Genomic DNA, 20,978 nt, shown 5'->3' with positions numbered 1-20,978 from the left:
GAAGGGCCCGCGGCAATGCCGCGGGCCCTTTGCTTTTTTGGATGTTATAAGGAATTGGGCACGCCGATAAGCTCGGTCAATTCCCCGCCGTATAGGCCGCGATCGCCGCCATGTTGACGATATCGGAGTCCTTGGCATTGAGCGAGACGATCTGCACCGGCTTGTTGAGGCCGACCAGCAGCGGGCCGATGACGGTCGAGCCGCCGAGCTCCTGCAGCATCTTGGTCGAGATCGAGGCCGAGTGGAAGGCCGGCATGATCAGCACATTGGCCGGGCCGGTCAGCCGGATGAAGGGGTACTGCGCCATGGCGCGCGGGTTCAGCGCCACGTCGGCCGCCATCTCCCCGTCATACTCGAAATCGACGCGGCGCTTGTCGAGGATGCGCACCGCCTCCTGCACGCGCTCGGAGCGCTCGCCCTGCGGATGGCCGAAGGTCGAATAGGCAAGCATGGCGATCCTCGGCTCGTAACCCATGCGGCGGGCGAAGCCCGCGGCCTCCTCGGCGATGTCGGCTATCTGTTCGGCGTTCGGCATGTCGTGCACGGCGGTGTCGGCGACCAGCACCGTCCTGCCGCGCGCGAGCACGACCGAGACGCCGATGACGCGGTGGCCGGGCTTGGCGTCGATGACGCGGCGCACGTCGTCGAGCGCCGTCGAATAGTTGCGGGTGACGCCGGTGACGATGCCGTCGGCATCGCCCAGCGCCACCATGCAGGCGGCGAAGTGATTGCGGTCGTTGTTGATCAGGCGCTGGCAGTCGCGGAACAGGAAACCCTTCCGCTGCATGCGTTCGTAGAGATAGTCGGTGTAGATGCCGTTGCGGCGCGACAGCCTGGCATTGATGATCTCGAGGCCCGGCTTGTTCAAGTCGATGCCGGCGTTGCGGGCATTGTCCTTGATGACGTCGTCGCGGCCGAGCAGGATCGCGGTACCGAGCTTCTGGTTCACATAGGAAACGGCGGCGCGCATCACCTGCTCTTCCTCGCCCTCCGCGAAGACGATGCGCTTGGGCTGGCGGCGCACGCGGTCGTAGATGCGCTGCAAGGTGGAAGCGATCGGGTCGCGGCGGGCGGACAGTTCCTGCGCGTAGCGGTCGAGATCAAGGATCGGCTTGCGGGCGACGCCGGATTCCATCGCCGCCTTCGCCACCGCCAGCGGGATCGCCGAGATCAGGCGCGGATCGAACGGCACCGGGATGATGTAGTTGGGGCCGAATTTCGGCCGGTTGCCCTGATAGGCGGCGGCGACATCGTCCGGCACGTCCTGGCGCGCCAGCTCGGCCAGCGCGCGTGCCGCGGCGATCTTCATCTCGTCGTTGATGGTGGTGGCGCGCACATCCAGCGCGCCGCGGAAGATATAGGGGAAGCCAAGCACGTTGTTGACCTGGTTCGGATAGTCCGAACGGCCGGTGGCCATGATGGCGTCGGTGCGGATCTCGGCCACTTCCTCCGGCGTGATCTCCGGATCGGGATTGGCCATAGCGAAGATGATCGGATTCTTCGCCATGGACTGCACCATGGCGGGAGTGAGCATGCCTTTGGCGGAAAGGCCGAGGAAGACGTCGGCGCCATCCAGTGCTTCGGCGAGACTGCGCAAATCGGTCTTAACCGCATGTGCCGACTTCCACTGGTTCATGCCTTCGGTGCGGCCCTGGAAGACCACGCCCTTGGTGTCGCACAGGATGACGTTTTCGGGCGGAAAACCCATCGCCTTCATCAACTCGATGCAAGCGATGCCGGCGGCGCCCGCGCCGTTGCAAACCATCTTCGTGGTCTTCATGTCGCGGCCGGTGATCTCCAGCGCGTTGATCAGCCCGGCGGCCGAGATGATCGCCGTACCGTGCTGATCGTCGTGGAAGACGGGAATGTCCATCAGCTCGCGCAGCCGCTGCTCGATGATGAAGCACTCCGGCGCCTTGATGTCCTCGAGATTGATGCCGCCGAAGGAGGGCCCGAGGAAGCGCACGCAATTGATGAACTCGTCGGCGTCCTCGGTCGCCACTTCGAGGTCGATGGAATCGACATCGGCGAAGCGCTTGAACAGCACTGCCTTGCCCTCCATCACCGGCTTGGACGCCAGCGCGCCGAGATTGCCGAGGCCGAGAATGGCGGTGCCGTTGGAGATGACGGCGACCATGTTGCCGCGCGTCGTATAGTCGAAAGCACGGCTCGGATCCTCGGCGATGGCGCGCACAGGAACGGCGACGCCGGGCGAATAGGCGAGGCTCAGATCACGTTGCGTCGCCATCGGCTTGGTGGCGATGATCTCCAGCTTGCCGGGCCGTCCCATGGCGTGGAATTCCAGCGCCTCCTCGGGACTGACGGAGGGGCCGCTGCTTTCGGTTTTCCTGGCCATGATGCTTTTGGTTTCCTCACCTGTGCGGCACCGCTTGGGACGGGTGCTTTCCTTTGGAATTCCAGGACTAAGGCCACAGGCGACGGCTGTAAACCGGCAAGCGCCGCAAAGCCGCTTCAACATGGTCAGTGCCGTCAGTGACGATGATCCGCCGTCCTGGACCGGGCAATCTCGCGGGCCTGCTCGCGCACCATTGCCCGCTTTCCCCTGCTTTTCGCACCATCCGCATTAAACCGGGCTGCCACTTCTGCTAGCGTCCGGGCATGAACATGCATATGCCGACAGACAACGACGCCCAGGAGACGACGACGCCTGCGCCCGCCACCGGCGGCGTCACGCCGATGATGGAGCAATATATCGAGATCAAGGCGGCGAACCCGGATTCGCTGCTCTTCTACCGCATGGGCGATTTCTACGAGCTGTTCTTCGACGATGCGGAGAAGGCGAGCCAGGCCCTTGGCATCGTTCTGACCAGGCGCGGCAAGCATCAGGGCCACGACATCCCGATGTGCGGCGTGCCGGTTCACGCCGCGGACGATTATCTGCAGAAGCTGATCGCGCAAGGCTTCCGCGTTGCCGTGTGCGAGCAGATCGAGGATCCGGCCGAAGCCAAGAAACGCGGCTCAAAATCGGTGGTGCGTCGCGACGTGGTGCGGCTGGTCACGCCCGGCACCATCACCGAGGACAAGCTGCTGGCGCCCTCGGAATCGAGCTTCCTGATGGCGCTCGGCCGCGTGAGGGGCGGCGGCGCGGCGACCAGTCAGGCGAGCTTCGCCTTGGCCTGGATCGACATTTCGACCGGCGCCTTCCGCGTCGCTGAAACGAGCGCCGAGCGGCTGCTTGCCGATATCTTCCGCGTCGACCCGCGCGAGCTGATCGTCGCCGAGCCGGTTTTCCACGATCCGGAGCTCAGGCCGATATTCGATGTGCTGGGCCGGGTTGCCAATCCGCAGCCGCCGTCGCTGTTCGATTCGGCCTCGGCCACAAGCCGCATCGCGCGCTTCTTCGAGGTCGCGACGCCGGACAGTTTCGGTACCTTCTCGCGCGCGGAGCTGTCGGCGATTTCCGGCGCCATCGCTTATGTCGAAAAGACGCAAAAAGCTGAACGCCCGCCGCTGTCGCGGCCGGAGCGCGAGGAGCAGGGCTCGACGCTGTTCATCGATCCGGCGACGCGCGCCAATCTGGAACTGCTGCGGACGCTCTCCGGCAGCCGCGACGGCTCGCTGTTCAAGGCGATCGACCGCACGGTGACGGGCGGCGGCGCGCGCTTGCTCGCCGACCGGCTGACGGCGCCGCTGACCGATCCGGCGGCAATCGCGGCGCGACTGGATTCGGTCTCCTTCTTCCGCTCCGAGACGCGGCTCTGCCAGGGTCTGCGGGCGAGCCTCAAAAACGTCGCCGACATGCCGCGCGCGCTGTCCAGGCTGGCGCTCAACCGGGGCGGCCCGCGCGATCTTGGGGCGCTGCGCGCCGGTTTCGAGGCGGCCGGCGCGATCGCCGAATTGTTCGCGGTGGGCGCCCTGCCCGCCGAGCTCTCCGCGGCGCTTGCCGCGATCAAGGCCTTGCCCGAGGCACTCGCCCGCCATCTCAGCGAAGCGCTCGACCACGAACTGCCGCTGATCAAGCGCGACGGCGGCTTCGTTCGCACCGGCTATCATGCCGAGCTCGACGAGATGCGGGCGCTGCGCGACGAATCCCGAAAAGTGATCGCCGGGCTGGAGCGCTCGCTGATCGAGGAGACCGGCATCCGCTCACTGAAGATCCGGCACAACAATGTGCTCGGCTATTACATCGAGGTCACCGCCAACCACCACTCGATCATGACCGGAAGCGACGCCGCCAAGGCGCGCTTCATCCATCGCCAGACCATGGCCAACGCCATGCGCTTCACCACGACGGAGCTGGCGGAACTGGAATCGAAGATCGCCAATGCCGCCGACCGGGCGCTCAGCATCGAGCTCGCCGCCTTCGACCGGCTGACGGCGGAAGTGGTGGGCGAGGCCGAACGGATCCGCGCCGGTGCCGAGGCGCTTGCGGTGCTGGATGTGTCCGCGGCATTGGCGCTCTTGTCCGAAAGCGAGGGCTGGTGCCGGCCGCTGGTGGATTCGAGCCTCGCCTTCGACATTGCCGGCGGGCGTCACCCGGTGGTCGAACAGGCGCTCAGGCGTTCCGGCGAAGGTCCGTTCGTCGCCAATGATTGCGACTTATCGCCGGAAGACGGCGCCAAGGCCGGCGCGATATGGCTGCTCACCGGCCCCAATATGGGCGGTAAGTCGACCTTCCTCAGGCAGAACGCGCTGATCGCCATCCTTGCCCAGACCGGCTCCTTCGTGCCGGCGCAAAGCGCTCACATCGGGGTCGTCGACCGGCTTTTCTCGCGTGTCGGCGCCTCGGACGACCTGGCGCGCGGCCGCTCGACCTTCATGGTCGAGATGGTCGAGACGGCGGCGATCCTCAACCAGGCCGGCGAGCGGGCGCTGGTCATCCTCGACGAGATCGGCCGCGGCACGGCAACTTTCGATGGCCTGTCGATCGCTTGGGCGGCGGTGGAGTACCTGCACGAGAAGAACCGCTGCCGGGCGATCTTCGCCACGCATTTCCACGAGATGACGGCGCTGGCCGGCAAGCTCCCCCGGCTCCACAACGTCACCATGCGGGTCAAGGAATGGGAAGGCGACGTCGTCTTCCTGCACGAGGTCGGCAAGGGTGCGGCCGACCGGTCCTACGGCGTGCAAGTGGCGCGGCTCGCCGGCCTGCCCGAAGCCGTCGTCGCCCGCGCCAAGGAGGTGCTGCATCAGCTCGAGGAAGGCGAGGTTTCGGGCAAGACCAACCGGCTGGTCGATGATTTGCCGCTGTTTTCGGTGGCGGTAAAGCGCGAAGCGCCGAAGCCGGTCAAGAGCGACGCGCTGGGCGAAGCGCTCGGCGCGATCAATCCCGACGAGATGACGCCGCGCGAGGCGCTGGAAGCGCTGTACAGGCTGAAGGGGTTGGCGACAAAGCAGTAGCACCGGACCCGCCATTGACTCATTGTACCAGTCGGTACAATGTCGGTTATCGATAACCGAAACCGACAGGAGATCTCATGAGCCGTCCGCCATTGCCGCCCTTCACGGCCGAAACGGCAGCGCAAAAGGCGCGCCTTGCAGAGGATGCCTGGAACAGCCGCGACCCGGAGCGGGTTTCGCTTGCCTATACCGAGGACAGCATCTGGCGGAACCGGGCTGAATTCATCTCAGGCCGCGGCGAGATCGTCGGCTTCCTCAAGCGCAAATGGGCGCGCGAGCTGGACTATCGCCTGATCAAGGAGGTGTGGACCTGGAACGACAACCGCATCGCGGTGCGCTTTGCCTATGAATGGCGCGACGACAGCGGCCATTGGTTCCGCTCCTACGGCAACGAGAACTGGGAGTTCGACGACGCCGGACTGATGCGCCGGCGCGTGGCGAGCATCAACGACCTGCCGATCGCCGAGAGCGAGCGCAAATATCATTGGCCGCTCGGCCGCCGGCCGGATGATCATCCCGGTCTTTCGGAGCTCGGGCTCTAAAGCATGATCCCGAAAAATGTGAAGCGGTTTTTGCTTCGCTGACCTTCTGTTCGGAAAAGATCATGATTAAACAAGAAGGCTGAGCCAGTATGCGACGGATCGCTCCGGATCGCGACCGGTTGCTGGGGATCGTTGCCGAGGTTTTCCGCGAGCATGGCTATGAGGGTGCCAGCTTGTCCCTGATCGGCGAGGCGACGGGGCTCGGCAAGGGAAGCCTCTACCATTTCTTTCCCGGCGGCAAGGAAGAGATGGCGGGAGCCGTCATTGCCCACATCAACGGCTGGTTCGAGGATAATGTCTTCGCACCGTTGCGCGACAGCGCCGATCCGTTGGCCGGGATCGAGCAGATGCTCGCGGCGACAGACAGCTATTTCCGCTCGGGACGGCGCGTTTGCCTCATCGGCGCCTTCGCGCTGGACGAATCGCGCGACCTCTTCGCCGACCAGATCAGAAGCTATTTCGGCCGCTGGGTCACGCATCTCGCTGATACGCTGGAGCGATCCGGGCATCCACCGGGCGAAGCCAGCGCGCTCGCCGAGGAGGCCGTCGCCGCCATACAGGGCGCACTCACGCTTGCCCGCGCCGCCAATGATACCGATCTGTTTTCCCGCGCCTTACGAAGGATCCGCAAGCGGCTGGGCGTGCCGGTAAGCGGCTAGATCATTTCCAATCCGCGCTTGCGTGTCGGCGGCGGGAAGGCGCGGTCGAGATCGGCGAAATCTTCCGCCGTCAGAGCGATGTCGAGCGCGGCGGCGTTCTGGCGGAGGTGCTCCTGGCGGCCGGCTTTGGGAATGGCGATGACGCCCGGCTGCGCCATCGCCCAGGCGAGCGCGACCTGCGCGGCCGTGGCGTTGTGGCGGGCAGCGACGACCTCCAGCCGGGCATTGCGCGCCAGCGCGCCCTGCTCCACCGGCGAATAGGCCATCAGCGGTATGCCGTGCTCCGCGCACCACGGGGCCAGATCGAATTCGGGGCCGCGCCGGGAAAGGTTGTAGAGCACCTGATTGGTCTGGACATTGCCGCCGGACGGCAGACCGACAAGGTCCTCCATCTCATCGGTGTCGAAATTGCTGACGCCCCAGTGGCGGACCTTGCCTTCGGCCTTCAGGGCCTCGAAGGCTTCAACGGTTTCGGACAGCGGCACGCTGCCCGGCCAGTGCAGCAGATAGAGATCGATGCGGTCGGTGGCGAGCCGCTTCAGGCTGGCCTCACAGGCGCGTTTCACGCCGGCGCGCGAGGCGTTGGAGGGCAGCACCTTGGAGACCAGGAAGGTCTCGTCGCGCCGCCCGGCTATGGCTTCCGCCACAACTTCCTCGGCGCCCCCGCCGGCATACATTTCGGCGGTGTCGATCAACGTGATGCCGAGATCGAGCCCGAGCTTCAGCGCCGCGACCTCATCGGCGCGGCGGCGCCGGTCCTCGCCCATCTTCCAGGTGCCTTGGCCCAGCACCGGAACGGCTTCGCCGGATGGCAGCTTCAGAGTTCTGATCGACGAGGGCATGGCTTTCTCCGCGTGAGGACGGATCGCAGCACAGCCATGGCCGGAAATCCAGACCAAAGCCGGGCCGCCCGGATTTCCCGGGAGTGGGTTAGAGCGGTTCAGCGTTTCGCGGAACCGCCGAACCGTTCCAAGTATTTGTTCCTATGCAATTCCGGACGGAAAACCGCTCACACTTTTCCTGGAATTGCTCTAGTTCGCCGGGTGCTTGGCGAGCCAGTCCTGCATCTGCTTGATCTCGGCCTCCTGGGCCGTGACCACGCCTTCGGCGAGCTTGCGGATTTCGGGGTCCTTGCCGTTGGCGATCACCACCTTGGCCATGTCGATGGCGCCCTGATGATGCGGGATCATGCCGCGGACGAAGTCGACATCGGCATTGCCGGTGTATTTGATCGCCATGTCCTTGTGCATCTTTTTCATCGCCGCCTCATAGCCCGTAGTGGCCGGGCTCTGGGCGCCCATCGCCATCTTGGACATGTCGTGCTTCATCTCCTCGGACGAGGCCGGCACGCTTTCGAGGAAGACGGCAAGCAGCATTCCGGCCGCCATCAAAAGCAGCACGATTTTCTTGGCCAGGGTCATTCAGGTCTCCTTGTGATTGAGGTTCGTATCTGGGGGCTTTGCTCAAAGTTTCAACGTCCTCAGCCGCAACGCGTTGCCGATCACCGAGACCGATGAGAGGCTCATCGCCGCCGCGGCAATCATCGGCGACAGCAACGTGCCGGTGAGCGGATAGAGCAGGCCGGCGGCGACCGGCACGCCGAGCACGTTGTAGAGGAAGGCGAAGAACAGATTCTGGCGGATGTTGCGGATCGTCGCCTGAGCCAGCGTGCGCGCCCTGACGATGCCGTTCAAGTCGCCCTTGACCAGCGTGATGCCGGCGCTTTCGACCGCGACGTCGGCGCCGGTGCCCATGGCGATGCCGACATCGGCGGCGGCCAGCGCCGGCGCATCGTTGACGCCGTCACCGGCCATGGCGACGACAGCGCCTTTGCCGCGCAACTCTTCCACCAGCGCGCCCTTGCCGTCCGGCAGCAGGCCGGCACGGATATCGTCGATGCCGAGCCTGCCGGCGATGGCTTTCGCCGTGCGCTCATTGTCGCCAGTGGCCATAATGATCCTCAGGCCCCTGTCATGCAGCGCCTTGATCGCCTCGGCCGTCGTTGCCTTTACGGGATCGGCGACGGCGACGATGCCGGCGAAGCTGCCATCGACGGCCACGAACATGGCCGTCTTGCCGTCGGCCTGCAACGCCTCGGCATTGGCCGCCGGCGTTCCGACGCCGAGATCCGTCATCATCGCCGCATTGCCGAGCGCGACCTTCCGGCCCGACGCCGTGCCCGAAACGCCCTTGCCGGTGACGGCTTCGAAATCGGTCGCGTCGGCCAGCTTCAGGCCGCGCGCGGTGGCGCCCTCGACGATCGCCTCGGCCAGCGGATGCTCCGAACCCTTTTCGAGCGCGGCGGCGAGGCCCAGCAGTTCGTTCTCCTCGATGTCGCCGGCCGCAACGACGTCGGTCAGCCGCGGCCTGCCCTCGGTCAGCGTTCCGGTCTTGTCGACGATCAGCGTGTCGACGGCGGCGAAGCGCTCGAGCGCCGCGGCCTCCTTGATCAGCACGCCGGCATGCGCGCCGCGCCCGGTCGCGGTCATGATCGACATCGGTGTGGCAAGGCCAAGCGCGCAAGGGCAGGCGATGATCAGCACCGACACCGCCGAGACTATGGCGAAGATCAGGCTGGGCTCGGGACCGACGAAGGCCCAGGCGATGAAGGCAATGACGGCCACCAGCACGACGGCCGGGACAAAATAGAAGGACACGCGGTCGGCCAAACCCTGGATCGGCGCGCGCGAGCGCTGCGCCTTGGCGACCAGTTCGACGATGCGCGACAGCGTGGTTTCGGCGCCGACCTTCTCGGCGCGCATGACCAGCGAGCCGTTCTTGTTCAGCGTGCCGCCGGTAAGATTGTCGCCCTCGGTCTTTTCGACCGGCAGCGGTTCGCCGGTGATCATGGATTCGTCGATCGCCGAGCGCCCCTCCAGCACAATGCCGTCGACCGGCACCGCGTCGCCGGGGCGGATGCGAAGCCGATCTCCGGTCTTGACGCCGTCGAGCGGCACGTCCTTCTCGGAGCCGTCGGCGCCGATCAGCCGCGCCGTCTTCGGCGCAAGGTCGAGCAGGGCGCGAATGGCCGAGCCGGTGCGTTCGCGGGCGCGCAGCTCCAGCACCTGGCCGAGAAAGACCAGCGCGACGATGACGGCGGCGGCCTCGAAATAGACCGGAACCGCTCCGTTATGGCCACGGAACTGATGCGGGAAGACGTCCGGGAACAGCGTCGCTACGACGCTGAAGAAATAGGCAGCACCCACACCCAGCGAGATCAGCGTCCACATATTCGGGCTGCGGTTGAGGATCGATTCCCAGCCGCGATGGAAGAACGGGAACGCCGCCCACAGCACCACGGGGCTCGCCAGCGCCAGCTCGCCCCAAGTCTTCGTACGGCCGTCGATGAGGTTCTCGAAGCTGAAGCCCAGCATCGGAGCCATGGCGACGATCAGGAGCGGCACGGAAAGCACCGCGCTGACCCAGAAGCGGCGCGTGAAATCGATCAGCTCGGGGTTCGGGCCTTCTTCGCCTGACGGCACACCCATCGGCTCCAGCGCCATGCCGCAGATCGGGCAAGAGCCGGGCTTGTCGCGAACGATCTCGGGATGCATCGGGCAGGTGTATTGCGTGCCCTTCGGCATCGGCTGCGGCTCGGGCCGGCCGGCAACATATTTTGCCGGCTCCGCCTCGAACTTGCCCTTGCAACCGGCGGAGCAGAAATAGAAGCCCTGCCCTTCATGACGGAGGAAGTGCTTCGCGCTCGCCCGATCGACGCTCATGCCGCAGAGGGGATCGGTGGCCGACAGGTAGCTCTCAGGCTCGGCCTGGAATTTCGTGCGGCAGCGCTCGCTGCAGAAATGCAACGTCCGGCCGCCATGCTCGACCGCCGGCTTGCCGGCCGCCGGATCGACGGTCATGCCGCAGACAGGATCGCGAATCACCGCGTCGGCGGCCTTGCTGTCCTTGCCGGAGCAGCAGGTGCCGCCATGCGCATGATGGTGGTGGTGATGGTCGGAATGGGTCATCAGCAATGCCTCGGAATTTTCGAATTGAGGCGGAGGTAGTCCTTCCAGTAACTGGAAGGTCAAGGGCCGGTTTCGCCTTTTGCGAAAATCGGCAGTGCGATTGTCGATCGGAGGCTTCGCTGCGCGATGACAATCGGCGCCGCCGGCCCCCATACACAGCGCCGCGAAAACAGGCTATAGACGCCGCCGAATGGCAAAGATCTCCCTGAAACTCGACGAAATCATCGATGGCGATGCCTTGCGCCGCGACCTGACCGCGCTGACGGCAGCGAGCGCCGGCGACGGTTCGAGCCCGGCGGTTCGCACCGCCGTCCTCCAGTTGCTCAAGAGCAGGCTGGCGGAGGGGCGCAGGATCGCCGAGACCATGCTCAAGCAGGATGGCGGCGGCAATGCCTGCGCCGAGCGGCTCTCGCATCTGATGGATGAGCTGATCCGGGCGCTCTATGATTTCGCCGCCACCCATGTCTACCGGGTCAAGAACCGGTCCGCGGCCGAGCGCATGGCGGTGGTGGCCGTCGGCGGCTATGGCCGCGGCACGCTGGCGCCGGGCTCCGACATCGATCTGCTTTTCCTCTTGCCCTACAAGCAAACGCCGTGGGGCGAGCAGATCGTCGAATACATGCTCTATATGCTGTGGGACATGGGGCTGAAGGTCGGTCACGCCACCCGCAACATCGAGGAGTGCCTGAGACTCTCGCGCAGCGACATCACCATCCGCACATCGATCCTGGAAGCGCGCTTCCTGTGGGGCGAACGCAAGCTATATGACGAGCTGCTCACCCGCTTCGATCATGAAGTGGTGCGCACGACCGGGCCGGAATATGTCCAGGCCAAGCTTGCCGAGCGCGACGAGCGCCACGCCAAGGCCGGCGAAAGCCGATACCTGGTCGAGCCCAATGTCAAGGACGGCAAGGGCGGGTTGCGCGACCTGCAGACGCTGTTCTGGATCGGCAAATATTTCTATCGCGTGCGCACCGGCGAGGAACTGGTCGAGAAGGGCGTCTTCACCGAGGCCGAATACCGCGAGTTCCAGAAGGCCGAGGATTTTCTCTGGGCGGTGCGCTGCCACATGCATTTCCTCACCGGCAAGGCGGAAGAGCGGCTGCATTTCGATATCCAGCGCGAGATCGCCGAGCGGCTGGGCTACACGACGCATCCCGGCCTGTCGGCCGTCGAGCGCTTCATGAAGCACTATTTCCTCGTCGCCAAGGATGTCGGCGACCTCACCCGCATCTTCTGCGCGGCGCTCGAGGAAGAGCAGGCCAAGCATGTGCCGGGCTTCAACCGCATCTTTCTCACCTTCCAGCGGCGCAAGCGCAAGCTTGCCGGCACGTCCGACTTCATCGTCGACAACCACCGCATCAACATCGCCGACGACAGCGTGTTCGAGCGCGATCCGGTCAACCTGCTGAGATTGTTCTGGTTCGCCGACAAACATGGGCTGGAGTTCCATCCGGACGCGCTGAAGCTGCTCACCCGCTCGCTGGGTCTCGTCAACAAGTCATTGCGGCGCGACGAGGAGGCCAACCGGCTTTTCCTCGACATATTGACCTCGGACCGCAACGCCGAGCTCAACCTGCGGCGCATGAACGAGGCCGGGCTTCTCGGCAAGCTGATCCCCGACTTCGGCAAGATCGTCGCCATGATGCAGTTCTCGATGTACCACCACTATACGGTGGACGAGCATCTGATCCGCTGCATCGGCGTGCTGGCCGAGATCGAGCGCGGCGACGGCGCCAAGGTGCATCCGCTGTCGCATTCGCTGATGCCGGGACTGAAGAAGAGCCGCGAGGCGCTCTATGTCGCCGTGCTGCTGCACGACATCGCCAAGGGCCGGCCTGAGGACCATTCGGAGGCCGGCGCCCGAATTGCCCGGCGCATCTGCCCGCATATGGGGCTGTCGGCGGCCGACACAGAGACCGTGGCCTGGCTGGTCGAGAACCACCTGGTGATGTCGATGACGGCGCAGACGCGCGACCTCAACGACCGCAAGACAATCGAAGATTTCGCCTCGATCGTGCAGTCGGTCGAGCGACTGAAGCTGCTTTTGATCCTCACCGTCTGCGACATCCGCGGCGTCGGGCCGGGTGTTTGGAACGGCTGGAAGGGGCAATTGCTGCGCACGCTTTATTTCGAGACCGAGCTGCTGTTGACCGGCGGCTTCTCGGAAGTGTCGCGCGCCGAGCGCACCTCCGCCGCGCGCGAGCATCTGGCCGAAGCGCTGTCGGCCTGGCCGGCGAAGGAGCGCAAACGCTACGTCGCCCTGCACTACGAGAACTACCTCTTGACCGTCGACCTGCCCGATCAGTTGCGCCATGCCGAATTCGTCCGCGAGGCGGATGCGGCGGGCAAGAAGCTCGCCACCATGGTCAAGACGCATGAATTCGAAGCGGTGACCGAGATCACCGTTCTGGCGCCCGACCATCCGCGCCTGCTGTCGATCATCGCCGGAGCCTGTGCCGCGGCCGGCGGCAACATCGTCGACGCGCAGATCTTCACGACGTCGGACGGGCGCGCGCTGGACACCATCCTGATCTCCCGGGAGTTCGACCTCGACGAGGACGAGCGCCGCCGCGCCGAACGCGTCGGCCGGCTGATCGAGGACGTGCTTTCGGGCAAGAGCTGGCTTCCCGAGATGATCGAGAAGCGCACCAAGCCGAAGCGCGGCGCCAAGGCGTTCCGCATCCCGCCGCGCGCCGAGATCCGCAACACGCTCTCCAACCGCTTCTCGGTGATCGAGGTCGAGGGGCTGGACCGGCCGGGACTGCTCTCCGAGATTACCGGAACGCTGTCGGACCTTTCGCTCGACATCGCCTCGGCGCATATCACCACCTTCGGCGAGAAGGTCATCGACACGTTCTATGTCACCGACCTGACTGGACAGAAGATCGACAGCCCGACGCGCACCGCCGCCATCCACAAGCGGCTGATCGATACGCTGGAAGGCAATTCGTCGGAACGCAACGGCAAAGCCAAGGCGGCGGCCGAGTGACCATGCATTTGACGCAATTTTTCTGGCAGTCGTTCCCAAGATGAGCCTCGTCAAGAAATTCGCCACCGTCGCCTCCGGCACGCTGATGAGCCGCGCGCTGGGCTTCGGCCGCGAGATGCTGATGGCGGCAGCGCTCGGCACCGGGCCGGTCGCCGACGCCTTCAACGCTGCCTTCCAGTTCCCCAACACCTTCCGCCGGCTGTTCGCCGAAGGCGCCTTCAACGCCGCTTTCGTGCCGCTCTTCGCCAAGGAGATCGAGCAGCATGGCACCGATGGCGCCAAGCGCTTCTCGGAGGAAGTGTTCGGCGTGCTGTTTTCGGCGCTTTTGGCGCTGACGATCGCCATGGAACTCGCGATGCCGCTTATCGTGCGCTACCTGGTGGCGCCGGGCTTTGCCGACACTCCAGGCAAGTTCGAGACGACCGTCACGCTCGCGACGATCATGTTTCCCTACCTGATCTGCATGTCGCTCGGCGCCATGATGGCGGGCATGCTGAACTCGCTGCGCCGCTATTTCGCGGCGGCGATCGCGCCCGCCTTCCTCAACATCATCCTGATCAGCGTGCTCGCCTATGCCTGGTACCACGGGCTCGACGCGCATGATGTCGGCTTCGGCCTTTCCTGGGGCGTTCTGGCGGCGGGCATCGTGCAGCTCGCCATCGTCTGGGTGGCGGTGCGCCACGCCAGCATCTCGATCGGCTTCCGCCGGCCGAAGATGACGCCCAATGTCAAGCGGCTGCTGATCCTGGCGCTGCCGGCGGCGATCACCGGCGGCATCACCCAGATCAACCAGCTTATCGGCACGGCGATCGCCTCGGGGCAGAACAGCGCCGTGTCCTCGCTCGCCTATGCCGACCGCATCTACCAGCTGCCGCTCGGCGTCGTCGGCGTGGCCGTCGCCATCGTTCTGTTGCCGGAACTGTCGCGGGCACTGAAATCGGGCAACCTCATCGAGGCCGCCAATCTGCAGAACCGCTCGGTCGAGTTCACCTTGTTCATGACCTTGCCGGCGGCGGCGGCGCTCTGGGTGATGTCGGAGCCGATCGTACGGCTGGTCTATGAGCGCGGCGCCTTCGCCGCCAACCACTCGACACCGATCGTCGCCTCGATCCTGGCGATCTTCGGCCTGGGCCTGCCGGCCTTCGTGCTGATCAAGGCTTTCACGCCGGGTTATTTCGCGCGCGAGGACACGCGCACGCCGATGATCTTCGCAGCCGTCTCGGTCGGCGTGAATGTCGCCACGGCGCTGACCCTGTTCCCGTCGATGGGCGCGCCGGGCATAGCCGTCGCTTCGGCCGTCGCCGGCTGGGTCAACGCGCTGATGCTGCTCGGCATGCTGATCAGGCGCGGCCATTGGGGCCGCGACATCCCTTTGCTGAAGCGCATTCCGCGACTGGTGCTGTCGGCGGTGATCATGGCCGTGGCGCTTTACTTCGCCGAGCACTATTTCGCCGCGCGGCTCGGGCCCGGCTCGCCCCTGGTAGTGAAGGCGACGACGCTGTTCGCGCTGGTCGGCGGGGGAGCGGCGCTCTATTTCATCGCCGCTTTCGGCACCGGCGGCGCCGATTTCGGCATGATCCGCAGGAACGTGAAACGCGGCTCGAAGGCGACGCCGCCTGTTACGGAACAGTCTCCAGATCCGTGAGCCTGAATTCGTCTGCCGTAGAGAGCATCGGAACCGCGTAGTAGCGAGCGCAAGCGTAGTGGAAACAATCCGCCATGTTCAGGCGCATGGCGTTGCTGCGAAATCGTGATGCGGCCTCAATGGATAGCGACGCTGCCTCGGACGCGGGCGGAAGCTCGCGTAACGCAATTGCGCGTTCTTCGAGAAAGCGGCCCACAATCTCCGCACTTCTGACGACCGGTACGGCCAGCTTTTCTGGTCGCGCTAGCGCCATCGCGGCCTCCCAGACAGCAATCGCCGACGTGAACGGAGCCGCAGCGTCCACGACCGCCTGCGCACAACGCTCGGCCTCCGCTTCGTTGCTCAGCATTGCCACGATGGCTGCGGCGTCGACAAACATTAGTCGTCGCCAGACAATTCGTCATAGATTGAGCGCGGCAGCGGTTTGCGCGCCTGCTCGCTAAGCTCAATTCCGAACTCGGCCCTGAGTCGGGCAGCTGTTTCCAGCGGCGTCTCGCGATTGCGCCGACGCTCCAGAGCCTCACGCATGGCGATCACGATCGCTTCGGTGATGCCGACACCTTCGACCTTGGCGAAGGCGCGTGTCAGGCTGTCCGCTTCCTTGTTGTTGATGTTGATGGTCATAGCGAGCGTCCGCGTTCGATTGTGTAGTCATTTTAATGTAGCAATCTACAAGAAGAAATCAACACGCGGCTAACGCGTGCCTAGCCCGGCCTCACCCACGCTCCAAAGCCAGCTTGGCACCGAACAGGATGAGCAGGCAGCCAGCGACGCGATCGATGGTGCGCCGCAGCCGCCAATAGCCGTTGGACACCGCTTCGGCGGCGAACAGCCAGAGCACGCACGCATACCAGCCGACGGAGATCGCCACCATGAGCGCGACCGACGCGACGCCGAGCCACAATGAAGGCTGCGCCGGCAATGCGACGGCGAAGATGCTGGCCACCGAAAGTGCGGAACGCGGGTTGGCAAGGCTGGTCACGAGACCGATCCAAAAGGCCCGATGAGTTGAGAATCCCTTCGGATCGACAAGCAGCGAGCCATCGGCCGCGCTGCGCTTCTCGGCAAGGACGATCAGCCTTACGCCCGAATAGATGAGATAGCCGGCGCCTGCGAATTTCAAAGTCGCGTAGGCCCAGGGCGCGGCGAGAAACAGGGCCTTGATGCCGGCGAGCCCGCAGATGCCCCAGATGGCGGTGGCGATGCCGATGCCGCAGACGGCGGCAAAGCCGGCGCCGCGCGAGCGCGCCACGGCAATCCGCGCCGTCATCAGGAAGTTCGGCCCGGGCGACACGGCCGCGACCAGCCACACGGAGGCGACGGCAAGCAGATGCGAAAGCATGATGAGGGTTCCAAACAAGGCGATAATGCTAGGCCGGATCAATGCCGGCTGGCTAGGGCCGATGCGCGCCATGGCCGGGCCTCTTGATCGCGCTGTCGGCTTCGTTCATAAGCGCGCCGTCGCAAGACTTTCGCCGCGCGCGAAACGGCCCTCCACAAGCCCTGAGGAACTCATGTCCGCCTTCAAGCCACTCGTCTTTTCGGGCGTCCAGCCGACCGGCAATCTGCATCTCGGCAACTATCTCGGCGCCATCAAGAAATTCGTCGCCCTCCAGGAACAGTCCGACTGCATCTATTGCGTCGTCGATCTGCATTCGCTGACCGCGCAGCTCGTGCATCAGGACCTCGGCGACCAGACCCGCTCGATCACCGCGGCGTTCCTTGCCTCCGGCATCGACCCCAAGAAGCACATCGTCTTCAACCAGTCGCGGGTCATCCAGCACGCCGAGCTGGCCTGGATCTTCAACTGCGTGGCGCGCATCGGCTGGATGTACCGGATGACGCAGTTCAAGGACAAAGCCGGCAAGGACCGCGAGAACGCCTCGCTCGGCCTGCTCGCCTATCCGAGTCTGATGGCGGCTGATATCCTGCTCTACCGGGCCACCCATGTGCCGGTGGGCGAGGACCAGAAGCAGCATCTGGAGCTGACCCGCGACATCGCGCAGAAGTTCAACAACGACTTCTCCGAGAAGATCGCAGCGCTCGGTGTCGGCGTCGAGATGCAGGTCGGCGAAGAGACGGTGAACGGCTATTTCCCGATCACCGAACCCGTCATCGGCGGTCCTGCGGCGCGCATCATGAGCCTGCGCGACGGCTCCAAAAAAATGTCGAAGTCGGACCCGTCGGACCTCTCGCGTATCAACCTGACGGACGACGCCGACACAATCTCGAAGAAGATCCGCAAGGCCAAGACCGATCCGGAGGCCTTGCCGAGCGAGATCGACGGGCTGGAAAGCCGGCCGGAGGCGGAAAACCTCGTCGGCATCTATGCCGGCCTCGCGGAGATCTCGAAGGAAGACGTGCTGAAGGAATATGGCGGCCAGCAGTTTTCCGTGTTCAAGCCGGCGCTTGCCGACCTTGCCGTGGAGAAGCTGGCGCCGATCGCTTCGGAGATGCGCCGCATCGAGGGCGACCGCGCCTATGTCGACGCTGTGCTCAAGGATGGCGGCGACCGGGCCCGCGCGATCGCCGAGGGCACGATGAAGACGGTTCGCGACATTATCGGCCTGCTGCAGGACTGATCGAGCGATCTTGCTGAACCACGCCATGCCGACCGGCGGCTTGCCGCCGGTCTGTGGCGGTGGCAGATTGCGGCTGAAACCATACCGAGCAGATAGACATGGTCTCCAAACGCCTCAGCCGCGAAGCCGGCCATCGCAGAAAATTCCTGGCGATTATCGACGATACGCCGGAATGCGAGCGGGCCGTCGCCTACGCCTCGAAGCGGGCGCAGCACACAAGCGGCGTGCTGGTGCTGCTCTATGTCATCGAGCCGGACGATTTCCAGCACTGGCTGGGCGTGGAAAAGATCATGCGCGAGGAAGCGAACGCGACGGCGCGCGGAGCACTCGACGGCTACGCCAACAAGGTGCGCCAGAGCGTCGGCATCGAGCCGGAGCTGGTGGTCCGCGAAGGCAAGCCGACCGAAGAGATCCACAAGCTGATCGAGGAAGATCAGGACATCGCCATCCTGGTGCTGGCAGCCGGCGCCGGCAAGGAAGGTCCCGGACCGCTGGTCAGCGCGGTTGCCGGCCGCGGCGCGGCCTTCCCCATCCCGGTCACGGTGGTGCCGCAGAACCTGTCCGACGAAGAGATCGACAGCCTCGCTTGAGGTGCATCGATATTCAGGTGAGGCCGGCCTGCTCGACGCCCATGGAAGCCAAAAAAACATTCCGCCGGCCAGCCGTTCCCAGCGACGCGTTTCGCTTGAATGTCCAGCCGATAGAGCCTATTTAGAACTATTCCAAACTATCGGCCCACGAAGGGCCTGGAGATACCCATGTTCATCCAGACCGAATCGACGCCGAACCCGGCGACACTGAAATTCCTGCCGGGCAAGGAAGTGCTGCGCGAAGGCACAGCCGATTTCCGCAACGCCGAAGCCGCGGCGGAGGCGTCGCCGTTGGCCGGCCGATTGTTCGAGATCCCGGGCGTCACCGGGGTTTTCTTCGGCTATGATTTCATCACCGTGACCAAGGACGGCCCGGATTGGCAGCACCTGAAGCCGGCGATCCTCGGCGCCATCATGGAGCATTTCATGTCCGGCGCGCCGGTCATGGCATCGGCCGCTCCGGCGAGCGAAGCAGGCGGCACCGGCGAGTTCTACGACAAGGCCGACGAAGAGCTGGTGCTGACCATCAAGGAACTGCTCGACACGCGCGTGCGTCCGGCCGTCGCCCAAGACGGCGGCGACATCACCTTCCGCGGTTTCGAGAACGGCACGGTGTTCCTGCATATGAAGGGCGCCTGCGCCGGTTGCCCGTCGTCGACGGCGACGCTGAAGCACGGCATCCAGAACCTGCTTCGCCACTTTGTTCCGGAAGTCCAGCAGGTCGAGCAGGTCGCCTGAGAATTCTACTCCGCCGGCCGCCCGCTCAGCGGAGCGAATTTTCCCCAACGCAAAAAACAAAAAACCGGGCCCCAACAGCCCGGTTTTCTGTTTTCAGGACGTCTTGTTGTTGCCTAGACGGTCCGCCTGCGAAATTTTTCGTGCCTACATCACAATGACCTTGGCGCCGACCGACGTGCGGTCGTAGAGGTCGATAATGTCCTGGTTCATCAGCCGGATGCAGCCCGACGACATCGCCTTGCCGATCGAGAACCATTCCGGGCTGCCATGCAGGCGGTAGCCCATGTCGCCGCCCTTGTTGAAGAGATACATGGCGCGCGCGCCAAGTGGGTTCTTCAGGCCCGGCTCCATGCCGCCGGCGAATTTGGCGAGCTCGGGCTGACGCTTGATCATCGGCGCCGGCGGCGTCCAGGTCGGCCATTCGCGCTTCAGCGCGATATGAGCGGTGCCGTGCCATTCAAAACCTTCGCGGCCGACGCCGATGCCGTAGCGCATCGCCATGCCGTCGCCCTCGATGAAGTAGAGGAACTTGTTCTGGGTATCGACGATGATGGTGCCCGGCTTCTCCGAAGTCTCATAGCGCACTTCCTGCCGGTGATATTTGGCGGGCACCTTCTCGATCGGGATGCGCGGCAGCTGGTAGCCGGCATCCGTCATCGCGCCATAGTTGTTGGTGAACATTTGCCCGCCGATGGTGCTGCACCCGCTGATCGCGGTCGACAGCGCAAGAGCGGCGAGGATTGCAAATGACTTCAAGCGCATGAATAGGTCCGACGCCCCGTCTCTATGGCAGCGGCACGAGTCGGCCGCTTTGTTGCCATCATTCATGCTGGCATTTCTTTTGCTTGCCAAGCGCGCACTGCCTATATGCAAGGCCTTACGCGCCGGTAAGTGCCGAGCTGCGGCATTTCCGCAACAGGCCTCACTGGATTGTGAAACAAAATCAATGAGGCGGCTCATGGGCCGCCTGGAATTCGAGGAGAGCGCCATGAATGTCGGTGATGCCGCCGAACGTTCCGGCCTGCCGGCCAAGACCATCCGCTACTATGAGGAGATCGGCCTGATTCGTCCGGCGCGGGCCGAGAACGGCTATCGCGACTACTCCGGCGAGGACATCCACCGGCTGGCCTTCCTGCGCCGCGCGCGCAATCTCGGCTTCTCAATCGACGATTGCAGGCAGCTTATGGCGCTCTATCAGGATCGCGGCCGCGCCAGCCACGACGTGCGCGAGATCGCCGCCGCCCATGTCAGGGCGATCGAGGAGAAGGTGCGCGAATTGCAGTCCATGCGCTCGACGCTGCAAAAGCTGATCCACGCCTGCCATGGCGACGACCGGCCGGACTGCCCGATATTGGACGATATGGCGGGGGCGGCCTGAGGTCGGAATTCTATCAGCGCTTCCAGAAATCGCGGTGCGGGGCGAGCAACTCGTCGGCGATTTCGGGGAACGGCCCGAAGACCTCGATCTTCTTCTGGCCGGAGGCGAACACGGTGCGCGAGGCGAGGTTCATCGTCGGATTCTCCTCGTGATCGCCGGTGAGCGCCAGGAGGCTGGTTTCCTCGACCTCGTAGACCAGGCGCCCGATATTCGCCCAGTACATCGTCCCGCTGCACATCGCGCATGGTTCGAAGGTAGAGACCAGCGTGCATTGCCACAGGAACTCCGGCTCATAGGCGTCCGCGGCGCGGCGGGCCAGTTCCGTCTCGGCATGGCGCACCGTATCGAGATTGCCCTGCCGCATCAAAACGCGATCGTCGGGCCCGACCAGCACGCAGCCGAACGGATGATGCCCATGCGCCGCCGCCTCGCGCGCGACGGCGCCGGCGGACCGAAGGTGGGCAAGCATCTGATCGCGGGTCATGGTGAAATCCTCTCACGGCGAGATTGCTGCCGAGGCTTA

18 protein-coding genes are annotated in these 20,978 nt (G+C 64.7%); 9 read left to right on the top strand and 9 right to left on the bottom strand.

Annotated elements, in window-relative coordinates; genetic code table 11:
- Window positions 1-76: 76 nt before the first annotated feature.
- On the bottom strand, window positions 77-2,356 hold the full coding sequence (locus P9273_RS01225; RefSeq protein ID WP_278047274.1) for an NADP-dependent malic enzyme: 2,280 nt from the start codon (window positions 2,354-2,356) through the stop codon (window positions 77-79).
- Between the two features lie 275 nt (window positions 2,357-2,631).
- Here P9273_RS01225 and mutS point away from each other — a divergent pair, with 275 nt between their 5' ends.
- The 3 genes from mutS (at window position 2,632) to P9273_RS01210 (ending at window position 6,562) form a co-directional block, all read left to right on the top strand.
- Window positions 2,632-5,361 (top strand): DNA mismatch repair protein MutS, encoded by a 2,730-nt coding sequence (mutS, locus tag P9273_RS01220; RefSeq protein ID WP_442920184.1) that lies wholly within the window; start codon window positions 2,632-2,634, stop codon window positions 5,359-5,361.
- A 77-nt stretch (window positions 5,362-5,438) separates the two neighbouring features.
- Window positions 5,439-5,903 carry a nuclear transport factor 2 family protein gene (locus tag P9273_RS01215; RefSeq protein ID WP_278047272.1) on the top strand — a complete coding sequence of 155 codons (465 nt, stop codon included), beginning with the start codon at window positions 5,439-5,441 and terminating at the stop codon, window positions 5,901-5,903.
- 89 nt (window positions 5,904-5,992) lie between these two features.
- Window positions 5,993-6,562 carry a TetR/AcrR family transcriptional regulator gene (locus P9273_RS01210; RefSeq protein WP_278047271.1) on the top strand — a complete coding sequence of 190 codons (570 nt, stop codon included), beginning with the start codon at window positions 5,993-5,995 and terminating at the stop codon, window positions 6,560-6,562.
- On the opposite strand, the gene P9273_RS01205 is transcribed toward P9273_RS01210, so the two are convergent.
- The 3 genes from P9273_RS01205 to P9273_RS01195 all read right to left on the bottom strand — a co-directional run bounded on the left by P9273_RS01205 (window position 6,559) and on the right by P9273_RS01195 (window position 10,530).
- On the bottom strand, window positions 6,559-7,404 hold the full coding sequence (locus P9273_RS01205; protein ID WP_278047270.1) for an aldo/keto reductase: 846 nt from the start codon (window positions 7,402-7,404) through the stop codon (window positions 6,559-6,561). The genes P9273_RS01210 and P9273_RS01205 overlap by 4 nt on opposite strands.
- Before the next feature lie 189 nt (window positions 7,405-7,593).
- A complete protein-coding gene (gene copM, locus P9273_RS01200; protein ID WP_278047269.1) occupies window positions 7,594-7,983 on the bottom strand; it encodes a CopM family metallochaperone in 390 nt (129 codons plus the stop codon).
- A 42-nt stretch (window positions 7,984-8,025) separates the two neighbouring features.
- Window positions 8,026-10,530: a heavy metal translocating P-type ATPase gene (locus P9273_RS01195; protein WP_278047268.1), complete on the bottom strand. Its 2,505-nt coding sequence runs from the start codon at window positions 10,528-10,530 to the stop codon at window positions 8,026-8,028.
- A 190-nt stretch (window positions 10,531-10,720) separates the two neighbouring features.
- Between P9273_RS01195 and P9273_RS01190 the strand changes: the two genes are divergently transcribed.
- Together P9273_RS01190 and murJ are read left to right on the top strand one after the other, a co-directional pair.
- Window positions 10,721-13,522, top strand: a complete 2,802-nt coding sequence (locus P9273_RS01190) for a [protein-PII] uridylyltransferase (RefSeq protein WP_278047267.1) — start codon at window positions 10,721-10,723, stop codon at window positions 13,520-13,522.
- A 40-nt stretch (window positions 13,523-13,562) separates the two neighbouring features.
- The gene (gene murJ / locus P9273_RS01185) at window positions 13,563-15,167 is read left to right on the top strand and encodes a murein biosynthesis integral membrane protein MurJ (protein WP_278047266.1); all 1,605 of its coding nucleotides are present in this window, start codon (window positions 13,563-13,565) and stop codon (window positions 15,165-15,167) included.
- On the opposite strand, the gene P9273_RS01180 is transcribed toward murJ, so the two are convergent.
- From P9273_RS01180 to P9273_RS01170, 3 genes are all read right to left on the bottom strand, one after another.
- Window positions 15,142-15,546 (bottom strand): type II toxin-antitoxin system VapC family toxin, encoded by a 405-nt coding sequence (locus P9273_RS01180; protein WP_278047265.1) that lies wholly within the window; start codon window positions 15,544-15,546, stop codon window positions 15,142-15,144. The genes murJ and P9273_RS01180 overlap by 26 nt on opposite strands.
- On the bottom strand, window positions 15,546-15,791 hold the full coding sequence (locus tag P9273_RS01175; protein ID WP_278047264.1) for a type II toxin-antitoxin system VapB family antitoxin: 246 nt from the start codon (window positions 15,789-15,791) through the stop codon (window positions 15,546-15,548). Before P9273_RS01175 ends, P9273_RS01180 begins: the two co-directional genes overlap by 1 nt.
- 91 nt (window positions 15,792-15,882) lie before the next feature.
- Window positions 15,883-16,509 (bottom strand): LysE family translocator, encoded by a 627-nt coding sequence (locus tag P9273_RS01170; RefSeq protein WP_278047263.1) that lies wholly within the window; start codon window positions 16,507-16,509, stop codon window positions 15,883-15,885.
- Window positions 16,510-16,681: 172 nt separating this feature from the next.
- Between P9273_RS01170 and trpS the strand changes: the two genes are divergently transcribed.
- The 3 genes from trpS to P9273_RS01155 all read left to right on the top strand — a co-directional run bounded on the left by trpS (window position 16,682) and on the right by P9273_RS01155 (window position 19,077).
- Entirely contained in the window at window positions 16,682-17,749 is a 1,068-nt protein-coding gene (trpS, locus tag P9273_RS01165) for a tryptophan--tRNA ligase (RefSeq protein WP_278047262.1), read from the top strand.
- Window positions 17,750-17,847: 98 nt separating this feature from the next.
- Entirely contained in the window at window positions 17,848-18,339 is a 492-nt protein-coding gene (locus P9273_RS01160) for a universal stress protein (protein WP_040993731.1), read from the top strand.
- Between the two features lie 168 nt (window positions 18,340-18,507).
- Window positions 18,508-19,077 (top strand): NifU family protein, encoded by a 570-nt coding sequence (locus P9273_RS01155; RefSeq protein WP_040994447.1) that lies wholly within the window; start codon window positions 18,508-18,510, stop codon window positions 19,075-19,077.
- A 144-nt stretch (window positions 19,078-19,221) separates the two neighbouring features.
- Here the strand turns inward: P9273_RS01155 and P9273_RS01150 are convergent, their stop codons facing one another.
- The gene (locus tag P9273_RS01150; RefSeq protein ID WP_278047261.1) at window positions 19,222-19,839 is read right to left on the bottom strand and encodes a L,D-transpeptidase; all 618 of its coding nucleotides are present in this window, start codon (window positions 19,837-19,839) and stop codon (window positions 19,222-19,224) included.
- 226 nt (window positions 19,840-20,065) lie between these two features.
- On the opposite strand from P9273_RS01150, the gene cueR reads away from it, so the two are divergent.
- Window positions 20,066-20,455, top strand: a complete 390-nt coding sequence (gene cueR, locus P9273_RS01145; protein WP_278047774.1) for a Cu(I)-responsive transcriptional regulator — start codon at window positions 20,066-20,068, stop codon at window positions 20,453-20,455.
- 13 nt (window positions 20,456-20,468) lie between these two features.
- Here cueR and P9273_RS01140 read toward each other — a convergent pair whose 3' ends face one another.
- Entirely contained in the window at window positions 20,469-20,939 is a 471-nt protein-coding gene (locus P9273_RS01140; protein ID WP_278047260.1) for a nucleoside deaminase, read from the bottom strand.
- Between the last annotated feature and the right edge of the window lie 39 nt (window positions 20,940-20,978).

This window comes from Mesorhizobium sp. WSM4935, assembly GCF_029625735.1.
GTDB lineage: Bacteria > Pseudomonadota > Alphaproteobacteria > Rhizobiales > Rhizobiaceae > Mesorhizobium.
The sequence above is the reverse complement of the archived record's forward strand: the minus strand, read 5'-3'. Positions and strand labels throughout refer to the sequence as shown.